Here is a 14,826-nt window from a genome sequence, read left to right on the forward strand (position 1 = left end):
CCTGCGGTGCGACGGAACGTCTCTGCGTCTCTGCGTCTCTGCGTGCTTTTTTTGTTTCGCTTCTCTCTTCGCGTCTTCGTGCCTCCGCGTGCGACGCCGCACGGGAAGAGAACGGCGTGGAGGAAAAACGCCCCGCCCATCATCGCCCCCTCAGTTGCAGCAGCTGCGCCAGCACGGCAATGGCGATCACGTCCGGCTCCTTGCCCACCACCCCGGGCATGCCGATCGGCGCGGTGAGGCGCGCCAGCGCGTCCTCGGCAATGCCGTCGGCCAGGAGCCGCGACTTGAACCGCGCGATCTTGGTCGCGGAGCCGATCAGGCCGATGAAGGCCACCGGGTCGCGCCGCAGGGCGGCGAGCGCCAGGTGGTAATCGAGCGGATGATCGTGGGTGAGGATAAGGATGGCGGCATCCGCCGGCGCTTCCGCGACGCAGTGGGCGATGTTTTCCTCGCCCATCACCGTGACCCCATCGATCGCGGCCTGTTCGGGCCGGGTATCGAACCAGGCGAGCTGGAGCGGCAGGCCGGTCACGTGCCGGGCGATGGCCTGGCCGACATGCCCGGCGCCGAACAGATAGACCGGGCGCGGCCGCTCGCCCACCGGCTCGACCAAGCGCGCGCCTTGTCCGGGCCGGTCGCCGCGCGCGGATTGCCGCGTCGCGGTCTCGCGCTCGAACACTTCGCGCAGCACCGCGCCCTCGCCAAGCGTGGTCGCCAGCATGCGCCCCGGCTCGGCGTCGTGGAGCCAGCCCAGCGCCTGGGGGTCGAGATGCTCGATCAGCAGGCGTACGCGCCCGCCGCAGCACTGGCCGAGCAGCGGGCCGAGCGGGTAGTCCTGCACCCGCCATGTGCCCTCCGGAAGATCGAGGATCGCGCGCGCCTGCTCGGCGGCGCGGAATTCGAGCTGGCCGCCGCCGATGGTGCCTTCCAGCCGGTCCGCCCGGACCAGCATGCGCGTGCCCGCCCCGCGCGGCGCCGAGCCCTCGGTCGCCAGCACCGAGATCATGGCGCAAGGCTCCGGTCCGAGCCGGCGCAGCCAGCCGATCCACTGCGTCATGGCAGCCCGTGCCCTGTCTGGCGGTACTCCGCGATGGCCTTGAGAATACGCTCGGGCGTCGCCGGCGCATCGAGCGGCGGCAGGCCGCGCTTGCCCGGCACTGTCGCGGCGATCGCGCGGTTCAGCGCCGAGAATACCGAGATCGCCAGCATGAACGGCGGTTCGCCCACCGCCTTGGAGCGGTTGATCGTCGGCTCCACGTTCTCCCCATCCCACAAGGCGATGGTGAAGCGCCGGGCGCGGTCGGAGGCGGTCGGGATCTTGTAGGTCGCGGGCGAGTGGGTGAGCAGGCGGCCCTGGTCGTCCCACACCAGTTCCTCGGTGGTCAGCCAGCCCTGCCCCTGGACGAAGCCACCCTCGATCTGGCCCAGGTCGATCACCGGATTGAGCGAGCGGCCCACGTCGTGGAGGATATCCACCGCCAGGACCTTGTGCTCGCCAGTCAGGATGTCGATCGCGACTTCGCTGACCGACGCGCCATAGGCGAAATAGTAGAACGGGCGGCCCTGGTGCGCGTCGCGGTCATACTCGATGCCGGGCGTGGCGTAGAAACCGGTCGAGGAGAGCGAAATCCGGCCGAGATGCGCCTTTCGCGCGACTGCCGCGAAATCCAGCGTCTCGGCCCCGACCAGCACGCCACCGGGAGTGAAATGCACTTCCGTCTCTTCTCGGCGGTAGGTACGCGCGAGGAAGGCGGCCAGCCGCTCGCGGATCGCCATGGCCGCGTTGTAGGCCGCCATGCCGTTGAGATCCGCGCCGGAACTGGCCGCCGTGGCCGAAGTATTGGGCACTTTGTCCGTGCGGGTCGACGTGACCCTGACGACGCCGAGCGGGACACAAAACACGTCCGCGACCACCTGGGCGACCTTGACGTAGACACCCTGCCCCATCTCGGTGCCGCCGTGGTTCACCTGGATCGAACCGTCGGCATAGACGTGCACCAGCGCGCCTGCCTGGTTGAGGTGGGTGGTGGTGAAGCTGATACCGAACTTCACCGGCGTCAGCGCGATGCCCTTCTTGATGACCGGGCTCTTCGCGTTGAACGCATCGATCGCCCGGGCCCGCTCGTCGTAGCGGGACGTCTCGCGCAGGCGGGCGATCAGTTGCGGCGCGATGTTGTCCGCCACCCGCATGCCGTACTGGGTCACCTCGCGGCCGGGCCCGTAGAGGTTGGCCTGCCGCACTTCGAGCGGGTCCTTGGCCAGGTGCGCGGCGACATGATCGATGATCCGCTCGATCGCCAGCATCCCCTGCGGCCCGCCGAAGCCCCGGAACGCGGTGGCGGAGACCGTATGGGTCTTGAGCCGCTCGGAAACGATCTCGACATCGGGCAGGAAATAGCAGTTGTCGGCGTGGAACATCGCCCGGTCGTTGATCGCCGGCGAGAGGTCCACGGTCGCGCCGCAAGGAGAGGCGAGGTGCAGCCGGAGCCCCAGCAGGTGGCCCGCGTCATCGAAGCCGACGTCATAGGCCACCTCGAAGGGATGGCGCTTGCCGGTCATCACCATGTCGTCGTCGCGATCGCAGCGGAACTTGGCGGGGCGGCCGGTCTTCGCGGCGACCAGCGCGGCGGCCCCGGCGAAGAGCGCGGCCTGCGTCTCCTTGCCGCCGAAAGCCCCGCCCATGCGCCGCACTTCCACCGTCACGTCGGCCGATGAGCGGCCCAGCATGTGCGCGACGAGGTGCTGCACTTCGCTGGGATGCTGGGTGGAACTGAGCACATGCATCTGCCCGTCCTCGCCCGGGGTCGCCACCGCGACCTGGCCTTCGAGGTAGAAATGGTCCTGCCCGCCCATCTCGAAGCGGCCCGAAAGCCGGTGAACGCTGGATTCCAGGGCAGAGGCGGCATCGCCGCGCGCCATGCGCTGCGTGGGTTCGATCAGCGAGCCGGCCGCGCGCGCCTGCGCCGCGGTGATCGCGGCGGGCAGCGGCGCGTATTCGATCCGGCCGAGCCGGGCCGCCAGCCTCGCGGCGCGCTGGCTGGTCGCGGCGACCAGGAACACCGCCTGACCGTGGCACAGCACCTCGCCGTCGGCAAGCAGGCGGTCGTCGCCCGCGAACGGGCTGACGTCGTTGGCGCCCGGGATGTCGGCGGCGGTATAGACCGCGACCACGCCCTCTGTCGCGCGCACCGCCGAAAGGTCCATCGCCGCGATCCGCGCATGCGCCTCGCCCGATTGCCCGAAGGCCAGGTGGAGCATGTCCGCCGGCTCGGCCAGGTCGTCGGCATAGCGCGCCTCGCCGGTGACGTGGATGCGCGCGCTGTCGTGCGGGTGCCGGGGCTTTTCCAGCACTTTCCAGGCGGGATCGCGCTCAGCCATCGAGGCCCTCCAGGTCGAGCACCGAGATCGCCTGCCCCTGTTCGCGCAGCCAGAGCCGGCGCAGCAGGTTGGCGGCGGCTTCCAGGCGGTAGGCGGAAGAGCCGCGCACGTCGCTGAGCGGCGCGAAATCGTGCCCGAGCGCCTGGGCGGCAGCCTCGATGGCCGCCTCGCCGAAGGGCTTGCCGGTCAGTGCCGCCTCGCAGGCCCCCGCCCGCCTCGGGGTGGCCGCCATGCCACCGAAGGCCACGCGGGCGCGGGTGATGGTGCCGTCCTCCACCGTCAGCGCGAAGGCGCCGCACACCGCCGAGATATCGCTGTCGAACCGGCGCGAGAGCTTGGCGATGTGGATCACCGTTCCGGGGCCGGGCCGGGGAATCCGGATCGATTCCACGAACTCTCCCGGGCGGCGGTCCTGCTTGCCGTAATCGAGGAAGTACTCCTCCAGCGGCAAGGTGCGCCGGCCCGCCATGCCGCGCAGCGTCAGCTCGGCGCCGAGCGCGATCAGCGCCGGCGGCCCGTCGCCGATCGGCGAGCCATTGGCGATATTGCCGCCCACCGTCCCGGCATTGCGCACCTGGAGGCCACCGATACGGCGGACCAGCTCGCCCAGGTCCGGATGAAGCCGCGCGAACGGCGCATGGACATCGGCATAGCGCGCACCCGCGCCCAGGGTGATCGCCTCGCCGGTTTCCTCAATCGCGGCGAGATCGGCCACGTCACCCAGGAAGATCACCGTATCCAACGTCTTCAGGCCCTTGGTCACCCACAGGCCGACATCGGTGGCGCCCGCGACCATGCGCGCGTCGGGATGCCGCGCCAACAGCGCGGCGAGTTCGTCCTTGGAACGCGGCGCGAACCACTTGCGGCCCCGCCATTCGCCGGACGCGCCCTCGGCGGCGATCCCCGCCAGCAGCGCGGCCAGCGCCGTATCGTCGCGCACGATCCGGTCCACCGCCTCGCCCGCCGCCAGGATCGGCCCGTAGCCGGTGCAACGGCACAAGTTGCCGGCGATCACATCGGCGACCGGCAGCTCGCAGCCGCGCGCGCCGATCGCCCGCCCGTGCAGCGACATCACGAAGCCCGGCGTGCAGAAACCGCATTGCGAGGAACCGTTGGCGGCCATCATGGCCTGGAGCGGCGCAAGGGGGGAATGACGAGCTTCACGCGAATCCTCCCCGTTCCGGGGATGGACTTCGGCCGCGGCGTCCGGCTGGTTTCCCAAACTCTCCACCGTCATCAGCGCCTTGCCGTGCAGCATGGGCAGGAACTGGATGCACGAATTGACCGCGCGCCACCGCACGCCTTCGCTCGCCAGTTCGCCCACCAGCACCGTGCAGGCGCCGCAGTCCCCTTCGGCGCAGCCTTCCTTGGTGCCGGTGCGGCCCATCCGGTAGCGCAAGTGATCGAGCACGGTCGCGGTCGGATCGACCTCGGGAAGATCGATCACCGCGCCATCGAGAACGAAACGCATCGCCACCTCAGCTACCCCGGTAAGTCGAATAGCCGAAAGGCGAAACCAGCAGCGGCACATGATAATGGCCGACCGGATCGGCGATGCCGAAGTCGATCCGTACCACGTCGAGGAACGGCGGTTCGGGCAGCACCGCGCCGCGCCCGCGGAAGTAATCCGCCACCGCGAAAGTCAGGCTATAACAGCCCGACGACACGTCCGGCAGGCCGGGGCAGCGCCCATCGGCATTGGTCTCGCCTTCGAAAAGCACCGTCCCCGTCATGGTCGCCAGGGACAACGCCACACCGGCGGCGGGGCATCCGTGGGCAGTGTCGAGGACATGGGTCGACAGGCTGCTCACGCCGCCTCTCCCTGTTCGGGTGTCGGCCATTCGCCAAGGAACTCGGGATCGTCGTAGGCCAGGAAATCGGCGACCAATTCGTCCTGGTCGTCAAGGAACAGCTGGTCGGCCACGCCCGTTATCAGGCGCGGCAACGCGTTGTGGAGGCCCGAGAGCGCCGAGGCCGAAAGCCCCAGGCTGACGAGCGCCGAATAGTTGAATGCGAACAGGCCGCGCAGCCGGGCGCCGTCCGCGCCCTCGCGCGGGAGGAACTCGAAAGCCTCGCCCAGATAGGGATGGGCATCGATCAGCGCGTTGCGCTGGCCCGATGCCGGCGTCACCCGGTCCCCCCAGCGGGCGATGAGATCGGCCACGTCCGCCAGTTCCGGGCGCAAGCCGGGATCGCTGAGCAGGCCGGTGGAGATCACCACGAAGTCGAACTCATGAAAGCCGTGCGGCGTCGTGACCCGGACCAGTCCGTCCTGCCCGGCGACCACGTGCTCGGCAACGTCGAGCCAGGGTGAGCCCAGGTGCAGCGCGAAGCCGGGCCAGGCGGCGGCGCGTTCGAAGGTATCGTTGGTCGGCGGCTGGTTGTGGCCCAGGAAACAGTCCATCGCCGCATACTTGGTTTGATCGTCGAGCGCCGGATAACGCGCGGTGAAGCCCACCTTCTCCATGAACCGGATCGGGTTGACGCGCGGCAGCTGCTTGCGGCGCATGAAGACTTCGGCCGCCGCCACGCCGCGCGTCAGCGCATGGTTGGCATTGTCGAAGGCGGAGGCGCCACCGCCCAGGATGCCGATGCGCTTGCCGTGCAGCCGGTCGAAATCGATGGGCTCGCTGGTGTGCGCCCAGAGCGCCTTGGGCAGGTTGTCGCGCACCATCGCCGGCGTGTGCCATTCGCCGCCGCCCTGAATGCCGGTGGACAGCACCACCTTGCGCGCATGCTCCACCGCGCCGCCGGCGAAGTGGAGGCGGTGCAGGCCCTGCCCGGGCAGCGGCTCGATCCGCTCCAGCCTGGCCAGGTTCTCGACCGGGATGTCCAGCACGCGGCGATACCAGCGCAAGTAGTCCATCCAGTCGCCGCGGGCGATCTTGTCGACCGCCTCCCAGCCCGCGCTGCCGTGCCGGGCTTCCCACCAGGCGCGGTACGTCAGCGAGGGAATGCCGAAGTCGATCGGATTGAGCGCCTTGGGCGTGCGCAGCGTGACCATGCGTGCGTACGTTTCCCAGGGCCCTTCGTAGCCCGCCGGGTTCTCGTCGAAGACCATGACATTGGTCACGCCCTCGCGGCGCAGCCCGAAGGCGACGGCAAGCCCGCACTGGCCGCCGCCGATCACCGCGACATCAAGCGCCTTCTCGCCCTCGACCAGGCGCGGGCGCACCCATTCGGGGCGCTCGAAGCCGATCACGTCAAGCTCGCGCGCAAGCCGCGTTTCCAGCGCTGCAAGGCCGATGGCGTCGGATCCGGTCATGTCAGGTCCTTCAGGCGCAGGCGGACGATCTCGCCGATCTGCTCTATCGCCGCCGCGATTTCCGCCTCGCGATCGTTGCCGAGGCGGCGTTCCATGGCGGCGAGGATACCAGCCTTGTCGGTCAGGCGCACGCAGATGATGAAAGGAAAGCCGAAGCGGTCGCGATAGGCCGCGTTCAGCGCATGGAAGCGTTCGTATTCCTCCGGAGTCAGGCGATCGAGCCCGGCGCTGGCCTGCTCGGCGGTGCTGGCCTCGGTCAGCGTCCGGTCGATCGCGGCCTTGCCCGCCAGCTCGGGATGGGCACGGATCAGCGCCAGCCGTTCCTCCGGCGTCGCCTGCTCCACCACGGCCATCAGGTCGGCATGACGATCGCCGCTGGAAGGCCGCGCGTCGGCGCGCTGCTCCACCCAGGGGCTGTGCTCGAACAGCGCGGTCAAGACGTGCTCCCTTCCAGGCTGACATGCGCGGAGACGACTTTCCAGCCCTCCGGGAACTTCACCCAGGATTGCGTCTGCCGGCCGCGCCGGTCCGACCCTTCACGGAAGAATTCGGCATCGGCGGTGGCGAAACCGTCGCCGTAGACGGTGATGGCGACACGGCCCAGCTTGCGCCTTGGCGAACCGCCGCGCCCCTTGCGGAACTCCCGGATCGCCTCGATGCCGTAGAGCACTTCGCCCACGCCGTAGCGGTTGGTGGTGGGGGCATCGTGGAACAGCGCGTCCATCGCCGGGATATCGTCCTCCATCAGCGCGCGCTCGTATTCGTGGAACGCCTCGGTCACCTGGGCGTGGAGGACGGGGTCGTCGATCTTCACGTTTGCTCTCCTGGGTGCGGATGCACCTCCATCCAGTGGCGGGCGATGTCGATGCGCCGAGCGACCCAGGCGTGGCCACTGGCGGTCACGTGATCCAGGAAGCGCGCGAGCCAGCGCGCGCGCCCGGGCTTGCCGGCGATGCGGCCGTGCAGGCCCACCGACATCATCCGCCCGCCTTCCTCGACAAGCTGGTCGAAGCTGTCGCGCATGTGGCGGAAGAACTGCTCGCCCTCGGTAAAACCGTTGTAGGCCACCATCTTCATGTCGTTGACGTCCAGCGTATAGGGAACGATCAGCTGGGGCCGGCCGTATCGCGTATCCCAGTAGGGCAGGTCGTCGGCATAGGAATCGGCGTCGTAGACGAAGCCCCCCTCCTCGGCGACGAGCCGCGCCGTGTGGGGCGATGTGCGTCCCTGATACCAGCCCAGCGGACGGCTGCCGGTAAGCCGGGCATGCAGGGCGATCGCCTCGGCGATATGCGCGCGCTCCACGTCCTCGGGCACGGTCTGGTAATCGATCCAGCGCAGGCCGTGGCTGGCGATTTCCCAGTCGGCGGCGAGCATGGCCCGCACCGCTTCGGGGTTCATCTCCATGGCCTTTGCCACGCCGAACACGGTGACCGGCAGGGCCCGCGCGGTGAAGATCCGGTGCAGCCGCCAGAACCCGGCGCGGCTGCCGTATTCGTAGAGGCTCTCCATCGCCATCGCCCGGTCCGGATGGCTCCCCGCGCCGACCATTTCGGACAGGAACGCCTCGGAACCCTGGTCGCCGTTGAGGACGCTGTTCTCGGCGCCTTCCTCGTAATTGACGACGAATTGCACCGCCACGCGGGCACCGTTCGGCCAGCACGGATCGGGGGGCGCGGCGCCGTAGCCGACGAGATCGCGGGGGAGGCTCATGCGCGCTCATCCCGAGCTGGTCGGAGGGCCCAAGCCTCCAGCGCGGCCGGCACCGCCTCGCCCAGCGGCAGCGCGAAGCCCTGCATCCGCAGGCATGCCTCCAGCGCGGCCAGGGTCAACAGCACTTTGTGCTTCATGGCGTTGTAGCCCATCGCGCCGATCCGCCAGATCCGGCCTTGCAGCGGGCCGAAGGCAGTGCCGATCTCGATCTCGAACAGCTCGCGCATGGCCCGGCGCACCGCCTCGCCGTCGACGCCCTCGGGGATGTGGACGCCGGTGACGTTGGCCATGCGGTGGGCGTCGTCGCCGAACACGGCAAGGCCCATGGCGCGCAGGCCCGCCGTCATCGCCCGGCCTGCGTTCGCATGACGGGCATATCGCGCCTCCAGCCCCTCGCCCAGCGCGATGCGGGCGCACTCGCGTGCGGCATAGAGCATCGAGGTCGCCTCGGTATGGTGGTTGAGGCGCTTTTCGGACCAGTAGTCCATTATCATCGCCAGGTCGAAATAGTTGGAGCCGATGCGCGGGCCCGCGCCGTCCTTGATGTCGTCGCGGCGGATGCCCTGCTCGACGTGGCGACGCTTGCCGATATGCGCGGCGGCGTTGTCCGAAATGGTGATCGGCGCCGAGCCCGAGGGCCCGCCCAGGCACTTCTGCAAGCCCCCGGTGACCACGTCGACGCCCCAGCGATCGGCGGCGAGCTCCATGCCGCCGATGGTCGCGGTGGCATCGACATAGCTGAGCGCGCCCGCCGCGCGGCACAGTTCGCCCAGCCCCTCCAGCGGCTGCGCCATGGTGGTGGAGGTGTCCCCGTGAATCGTCGCGACAAGGTGGGGCGAGGTGCGATGGATGGCGGCCGCGATGACCTCCATCGGCACGACCTCGCCCCAAGGCGCGTCTACCGTCTCGATGCAAGCACCGATACGGGTGAGTATCTCCGTCAACAGCAGGCCGAAGCGGCCGAAGTTGACGACAAGCACGGTATCGCCCGGCGCCACCATGCTGACCAGCGCCGCCTCGATCCCCGCGCGCGCGGTGCCGTCGACCAGCATGGTCCAGCGGTTCGCGGTGCCGAAGATCGGGCGATAGAGCGCCATGACCTGCTCCATGTAGCCGGTCATCTCCGGATCGAACTGGCCCAGCAGGTCGGCGCTCATCGCCCGCAGCACGCGGGGGTGGGCGTTGATCGGGCCGGGGCCCATCAGCAGGCGCTGCGGCGGGTCGATCTCCCCGAACAGGAGAGGATCAAGTTCCAGGCTCACGTTTCCTCTCCCCAATGGCGTTCGAGCCGCTCGATGAAGCCGAGCATGACCTTGAGCGCCACTTCCGCGTCTTCGGTTTCGACATGCTCGGCCGGATTGTGGCTCACCCCGCCCCGGCAGCGGATGAACAGCATCGCGGTGGGGCATAGCGCGGCCATGTTCATGGCATCGTGCCCCGCGCCCGAAACGAGCCGCCGCACCGGCTGCCCGGCAGCGAGCAGGGCATCGTCCATCAGGTCCATCAGCGCCGGATCGCATGGGCTGGCGGGCAGGTCGTGGATGCGCTCGGCGGCGATCTCGAGACCGCGGGCCTCGGCGATTTCCGCGATGCGCGCCAGGATCGCCTCGGCAACGGCATTGCGGCGCGCCTCGATGCCGGAACGCACATCGATGGTGAAGCGTACTTCGCCGGGAATGACATTGGCGGCGCCGGGCAAGGCCTCGATCGTGCCCACCGTGGCGACGGCATCGGAATTGTCCCCGCGCGCGATCTGCTCCACCGCCAGCACCATCGCCGCCGCCCCGGCCAGCGGATCGCGGCGCAGGCGCATGGCGGTTGTGCCCGCATGCCCCGCCATGCCCTTCACCGTCACCGCGTAACGCAATTGCGAGGCGATCCCGGTGACGGTTCCCACCGCAAGGCCGTCGGCCTCCAGTACCGGGCCCTGCTCGATATGGGCTTCGAGGTAGGCCAGCGTGGAGCCGGGCGCACGGCGCGCGGCCAGATAATTGCCCTCCCCGTTCGTGTCGAGCGAAGTCGAGACACGTTGCGCTCGCGTGTCTCGACTTCGCTCGACACGAACGGAGGCAAGAGCTTGTTCAAGGGAAATGCCGTCCGCGTCCGCCATGTCGAGCGCGCCCGCATCCAAGGTTCCCGCCACCGCCCGGCTGGTGAGCATGGCGGCGGGAAAGCGCGAGCCTTCCTCGTCGCCGAAGGCATAGATCTCGATCGGGAACGGCATGCGCCGGCCCTGCCCGTGGAGCGCGGCGACGCATTCGATGCCGAGCATGATCCCGAGCGGCCCGTCATAGCGCCCGCCGTCGCGCACCGAATCGAGATGGCTGCCGATCATCAGCGCGGGCGCGCCCGGCACTTCGCCCTCGAAGCGGCCGACAAGGTTGGCGGCGGCATCGCGGCGCGCGGCCATGCCCGCCGCTTCCATCCAGCCGGCGATGGCCTCCTGCGCGGCCGCGTAGGCAGGTGTCAGGTAAGCGCGGTAGAGCCCTTCCGCCATGTCGCTGTAGGGCGCGACGCCCAGCGCATCGCACCGCGCCACCGCGCGCGCGCCGCCCGGGGGCAGGCCGCTCACCATGCCGCCACCCCGCCGTCGCTGCGCGGATCGCTGGCGCCTTCGAAGGAACCATCGGCCAGGCGCACCACCGCGCCGGCATGGCCCATCATCGCGGTTTGCGGGCCGACGCGCTCGACATCATGCCCGGCCTCGGCAAGCGCGGTGTACAACGCTTCGTCGAACCCGTCCTCCAGCTTGAGCGTAGTCGATTGCTCGCCCCAGGTGCGTCCCAGCAGCCAGCGCGGCGCGCTGATCGCTTCCTGCAGATCGACGCCAAAGCGGGCATAGCGAGAGAACAGCGCCGCCTGCGTCTGCGGCTGCCCTTCGCCGCCCATGGTGCCGTAGGCCATGACGCGGCCATCGTCGAACACGGCAAGCGCCGGATTGAGCGTGTGGAACGGCTTGCGGCCCGGCCTCAGCGCGTTCCAGCCCTGCTCGGCGAGACGGAACGAGCTGCCCCGGTTCTGCCAGGTGATCCCGGTGCGCGGCAGGACTAAGCCGGAACCGAACTCGAAGTAAGTGGACTGGATGCACGAGACCACCCGCCCTTCCCCGTCCGCCGCGCCGAACCAGCAGGTGTCGCCCCACTGCGGCGGCTGCGGCCAGGGCAGCGCACGCGCCGGATCGATGCGCCTGGCCAGATCGTTGAGCGCCCGCGCATCGTCGAGCCAGAACTGGAAATCGAAATCGGTATGGGCCGGATCGCCGACATGCGCATCGCGCAGAAGGAAGGCCTGCTTGGTCGCCTCGACAAGCCCGTGGACATGATCGAAACCGTCCGCCGCCTCGGCCCCCAGCCGATCGAACAGGGCAAGGATCATCAGCGAGGCGAAACCCTGCGTCGGCGGCGCGCTGTTGTAGAGCCGGGCGCCGTTGATCGAGACGTGGAGCGCCGTTGGCCGCGTCGCTTCGTGCGCGGCCAGATCCGCCAGCGAAACCGGGCTGCCCAGCGCCGCCAGATCCGCGGCGATCAGCGCGGCGAGATCACCGCGATAGAAATCATCGAGGCCATTCGCGGCCAGCTTGCGCAAGGTCTCGGCCAGGATCGGCTGGCGCAGCACGTCACCCTCGGCAAGCGGGCGCCCTTCGGGTTCGAACACTTGCGCATAGGCACCGGGCTGGCCGCGCAGTTCCCCGCCCTTGGCCGCCGCGATCGCGGCCCCGCCCGCCGTCACCGCCACCCCCTGCTCGGCATGGTCGATCGCATCGCGCAGCAGGCGGCCAAGCGGGAGCGCGCAGCCCGGCCCCGCCAGCGCCGCCGCCCAGGCGGAGATCGTGCCCGCCACGGTGTTGGCCGCCAGCGGGCCGCGCGCGGGAACCGCGTCCAGCCCCTGGTAAAGCGCCAGGTCCGCCGTCCCGGCCGCACCGCCGCAGCCATGGATCGAACGGACCGCGCCGTCCGGCTCGCGGATCACCCAGAACCCGTCGCCGCCGATCCCGGTCATATGCGGATAGACCACCGTCAACGCGGCGGCGACGGCGACGCAGGCCTCCACCGCGTTGCCGCCGTCCCTCAACACGTCGCACCCCGCCCGCGCCGCAAGATGATGCGGCGCGGTGACAATGCCCTGGCTGCCGGTAACGGTCTTCATCGACGGATCCTTAGTCAGGCAGCGCGGCGAGGAAGGCACGCACGACATGCGCGGAGTTCACCGAGGCGAGATGCTCGAACGTGTCCTCCATGTTCTTTTCCCGGTCGCCGCCGGCAAGATCGGAAAGGCTGCGGAACACGATCGTCGGCACCTGGTTGGCATAGGCCACCTGGGCCACGGCGGCACTCTCCATGTCGAGCAGCCGCGCGTTCCAGGCGGAATGGAGATATTCGCGGAACTTGGCGTTGTCGGCGAAGACCCCGGCGCTTACGCCTCTCCCGCCGACGACGACCTTGGGCTCGCGCGGCAGGCACAGTTCGGAACCGGGCAGCGCGCTCTGCGAAGGCGGGACGCAGCGCTCCATGGTGATCGTCGGCGCCACCTTGCGCGCCAGCGCCAGCAGGCCGGGGTCCATCGCGAAAGTGTAGTGGCGTGCCGGCGCTTCCACCGCATTGCCCACGCGCACGCCGCGCGGATACATGAATTCCCAGTTCGCCGGCGCGGCGGGATCGATCGGCTCGGGCGAACGCCAGCCTTTCCTGTCCCGCCGGGCGAAATTGACCTCCAGGTACTGCCCCCAGTCCTCCGCGACGACGACGTCGCCGATCGAAAGCGCGGGATCGACACCGCCAGCGATGCCGGAAAAGACGATCCGGCGCACGGTGAAGCGATCCAGCACCAACTGGGTGTTCATCGCCGCGTTGACCATCGAGACCCCGCTCTGCATCAGCAGCACCGGTTTGCCTTCCAGCGTGCCGGTCAGGTAGGTCATGCCGTTGAGCTTGTACTCGGCCGGCCCCTGCACCGCGCCGACGAGCGCATTCCATTCGGGCTGGTAGGCGGTCATCACCAAGGTGCGCGGGGTCGCGTCCAGCCGCTCGGCCAGCGCGGGGGTGGCGATCAGCGCCAGCAGCGCGGCGAGGCATTGCGCAATCCGGCGCATCAGGCCGCTCCCATCCACACGAAGCGGGCGATGAACAGCAGCGCCAGCACCAGCAGAAACCAGTCTTTCCTGGTGATCGTCCCGCGCACCAGCTTGAGCGCGGCGTGGGCGGTGATGCCGAAGGCGAGGCCGTTGGCGATCGAAAAGGTGAGCGGGATCATCGCCACGGTCAGGAAGGCCGGGATCGCCGAAAGCGGGTCTTCCCACTCCACTTCGGCAAGCGGCAGCAGCATCAGGCCGCCGACGATGATGAGCGCCGGCGCGGTGGCCGCCAGCGGGATCACCTGCGCATAGGGCGCGACGAACATCATGGCCAGGAACAGCAGGCCGGTGACGACGGCGGTCAGGCCCGTGCGCCCGCCCGCCTGGACGCCCGCCGCGCTCTCGACATAGCTGGTGACGGTGCTGGTGCCCGCCATCGAGCCGACGATGGTGGCGGTGGCATCGGTGATGAGGATGCGGTTGAGGCGCGGGATGCGGCCGTCCTTGTCCATCAGCCCGGCACGCTTGGTCACCGCGACCAGGGTGCCGATATTGTCGAACAGGTCGACGAACAGGAACACGAACAGGATTTCCAGCAGGCCCAGGCCATGTTTGCCGGTAAGCCCGAAGACACCGCCGAGATCGAGCTGGAAGGCGGTGCCGGTAAGCGCGGCCAGCGAATAGGGCTCCGGGCTGACCGAGACCATGCCGAAGACCCAGCCGGCCAGCGTGGTCGCCAGGATACCGATCAGCATCGCGCCGCGCACGTTCCACACGCTGAGCGCGCCGATCAGCACCAGGCCAAAGATCGCCAGCGCCGCCCCCGGCGCCTTGAGATCGCCCAGCGCCACGAACGTCGCCGGATTGGCGACGATGATCCCGGCATCCTTGAAGCCGATGAAGCCGATGAACAGGCCGATCCCGCCGGCCACCGCCGCGAAGAGGTAATGCGGGATCGAATTGACGATCAGCTGGCGCACGCCGGTCAGCGTCAGCACCAGGAAGGCGACGCCCGAAATGAACACGCAGCCCAGCGCCACCTGCCAGGGCACGCCCATCTGCTGCACCACGGTGAAGCTGAAATAGGCGTTGAGCCCCATGCCCGGCGCCAGTGCCAGCGGGGTGTTGGCGACCAGCCCCATCAGGATCGAGGCGAAAGCCGCGGCAAAGCAGGTCGCCGCCGCCACCGAGGCGACCGGCATGCCGGCGCTGCCCAGGATCGCCGGGTTGACCAGCACGATATAGGCCATGGTCAGGAACGTGGTCATGCCCGCGAGCACTTCGGTGCGCGCGGTGGTGCCTCTGGAGGAAAGCGCGAACCAGCGCTCCAGCGCGCCGGGGGGAGGCCCGGCCTCGGGCATGGGTTCCATCGTCTGTGTCTGCGTCACGCTGCTGCCCC

The 14,826-nt window shown here is 69.4% G+C and carries 13 protein-coding genes; all 13 read right to left on the reverse strand.

The window, feature by feature from the left end:
* Positions 1 to 139: 139 nt before the first annotated feature.
* From xdhC to BM052_RS04355, 13 genes are read right to left on the reverse strand one after another with little or no spacing between them, the layout of a single operon-like run.
* Complete coding sequence (gene xdhC, locus BM052_RS04295; protein WP_091143605.1) at positions 140 to 1,057, reverse strand: xanthine dehydrogenase accessory protein XdhC; 918 nt, start codon at positions 1,055 to 1,057, stop codon at positions 140 to 142.
* The gene (gene xdhB, locus BM052_RS04300; protein ID WP_091143607.1) at positions 1,054 to 3,378 is read right to left on the reverse strand and encodes a xanthine dehydrogenase molybdopterin binding subunit; all 2,325 of its coding nucleotides are present in this window, start codon (positions 3,376 to 3,378) and stop codon (positions 1,054 to 1,056) included. The genes xdhC and xdhB overlap by 4 nt, the downstream gene beginning before the upstream one ends.
* Positions 3,371 to 4,855, reverse strand: a complete 1,485-nt coding sequence (xdhA, locus tag BM052_RS04305; protein ID WP_091143610.1) for a xanthine dehydrogenase small subunit — start codon at positions 4,853 to 4,855, stop codon at positions 3,371 to 3,373. Before xdhA ends, xdhB begins: the two co-directional genes overlap by 8 nt.
* Position 4,856: 1 nt before the next feature.
* The gene (uraH, locus tag BM052_RS04310; RefSeq protein ID WP_218151514.1) at positions 4,857 to 5,189 is read right to left on the reverse strand and encodes a hydroxyisourate hydrolase; all 333 of its coding nucleotides are present in this window, start codon (positions 5,187 to 5,189) and stop codon (positions 4,857 to 4,859) included.
* The gene (locus BM052_RS04315; protein ID WP_091143615.1) at positions 5,186 to 6,643 is read right to left on the reverse strand and encodes an FAD-dependent oxidoreductase; all 1,458 of its coding nucleotides are present in this window, start codon (positions 6,641 to 6,643) and stop codon (positions 5,186 to 5,188) included. Before BM052_RS04315 ends, uraH begins: the two co-directional genes overlap by 4 nt.
* Positions 6,640 to 7,080: a 2-oxo-4-hydroxy-4-carboxy-5-ureidoimidazoline decarboxylase gene (gene uraD, locus BM052_RS04320; RefSeq protein ID WP_091143617.1), complete on the reverse strand. Its 441-nt coding sequence runs from the start codon at positions 7,078 to 7,080 to the stop codon at positions 6,640 to 6,642. The genes BM052_RS04315 and uraD overlap by 4 nt, the downstream gene beginning before the upstream one ends.
* Positions 7,077 to 7,457 carry an oxalurate catabolism protein HpxZ gene (gene hpxZ / locus BM052_RS04325; protein WP_091143620.1) on the reverse strand — a complete coding sequence of 127 codons (381 nt, stop codon included), beginning with the start codon at positions 7,455 to 7,457 and terminating at the stop codon, positions 7,077 to 7,079. Before hpxZ ends, uraD begins: the two co-directional genes overlap by 4 nt.
* Positions 7,454 to 8,356, reverse strand: a complete 903-nt coding sequence (gene puuE, locus BM052_RS04330; RefSeq protein WP_091143623.1) for an allantoinase PuuE — start codon at positions 8,354 to 8,356, stop codon at positions 7,454 to 7,456. Before puuE ends, hpxZ begins: the two co-directional genes overlap by 4 nt.
* On the reverse strand, positions 8,353 to 9,558 hold the full coding sequence (locus tag BM052_RS04335; RefSeq protein ID WP_177198330.1) for a pyridoxal-phosphate-dependent aminotransferase family protein: 1,206 nt from the start codon (positions 9,556 to 9,558) through the stop codon (positions 8,353 to 8,355). Before BM052_RS04335 ends, puuE begins: the two co-directional genes overlap by 4 nt.
* 56 nt (positions 9,559 to 9,614) lie before the next feature.
* Positions 9,615 to 10,931, reverse strand: coding sequence for an allantoate amidohydrolase (locus BM052_RS04340; RefSeq protein ID WP_091143628.1), 1,317 nt, complete (start codon positions 10,929 to 10,931; stop codon positions 9,615 to 9,617).
* Positions 10,925 to 12,502: a gamma-glutamyltransferase family protein gene (locus BM052_RS04345; protein ID WP_091143630.1), complete on the reverse strand. Its 1,578-nt coding sequence runs from the start codon at positions 12,500 to 12,502 to the stop codon at positions 10,925 to 10,927. Before BM052_RS04345 ends, BM052_RS04340 begins: the two co-directional genes overlap by 7 nt.
* A gap of 10 nt (positions 12,503 to 12,512) precedes the next feature.
* On the reverse strand, positions 12,513 to 13,445 hold the full coding sequence (locus tag BM052_RS04350; protein WP_091143632.1) for a 5'-methylthioadenosine/S-adenosylhomocysteine nucleosidase: 933 nt from the start codon (positions 13,443 to 13,445) through the stop codon (positions 12,513 to 12,515).
* The gene (locus BM052_RS04355; protein WP_091143635.1) at positions 13,445 to 14,788 is read right to left on the reverse strand and encodes an NCS2 family permease; all 1,344 of its coding nucleotides are present in this window, start codon (positions 14,786 to 14,788) and stop codon (positions 13,445 to 13,447) included. The genes BM052_RS04350 and BM052_RS04355 overlap by 1 nt, the downstream gene beginning before the upstream one ends.
* Between the last annotated feature and the right edge of the window lie 38 nt (positions 14,789 to 14,826).

Origin of the sequence: Novosphingobium sp. CF614, from assembly GCF_900113255.1 — a bacterium.
Lineage (GTDB): Bacteria > Pseudomonadota > Alphaproteobacteria > Sphingomonadales > Sphingomonadaceae > Novosphingobium.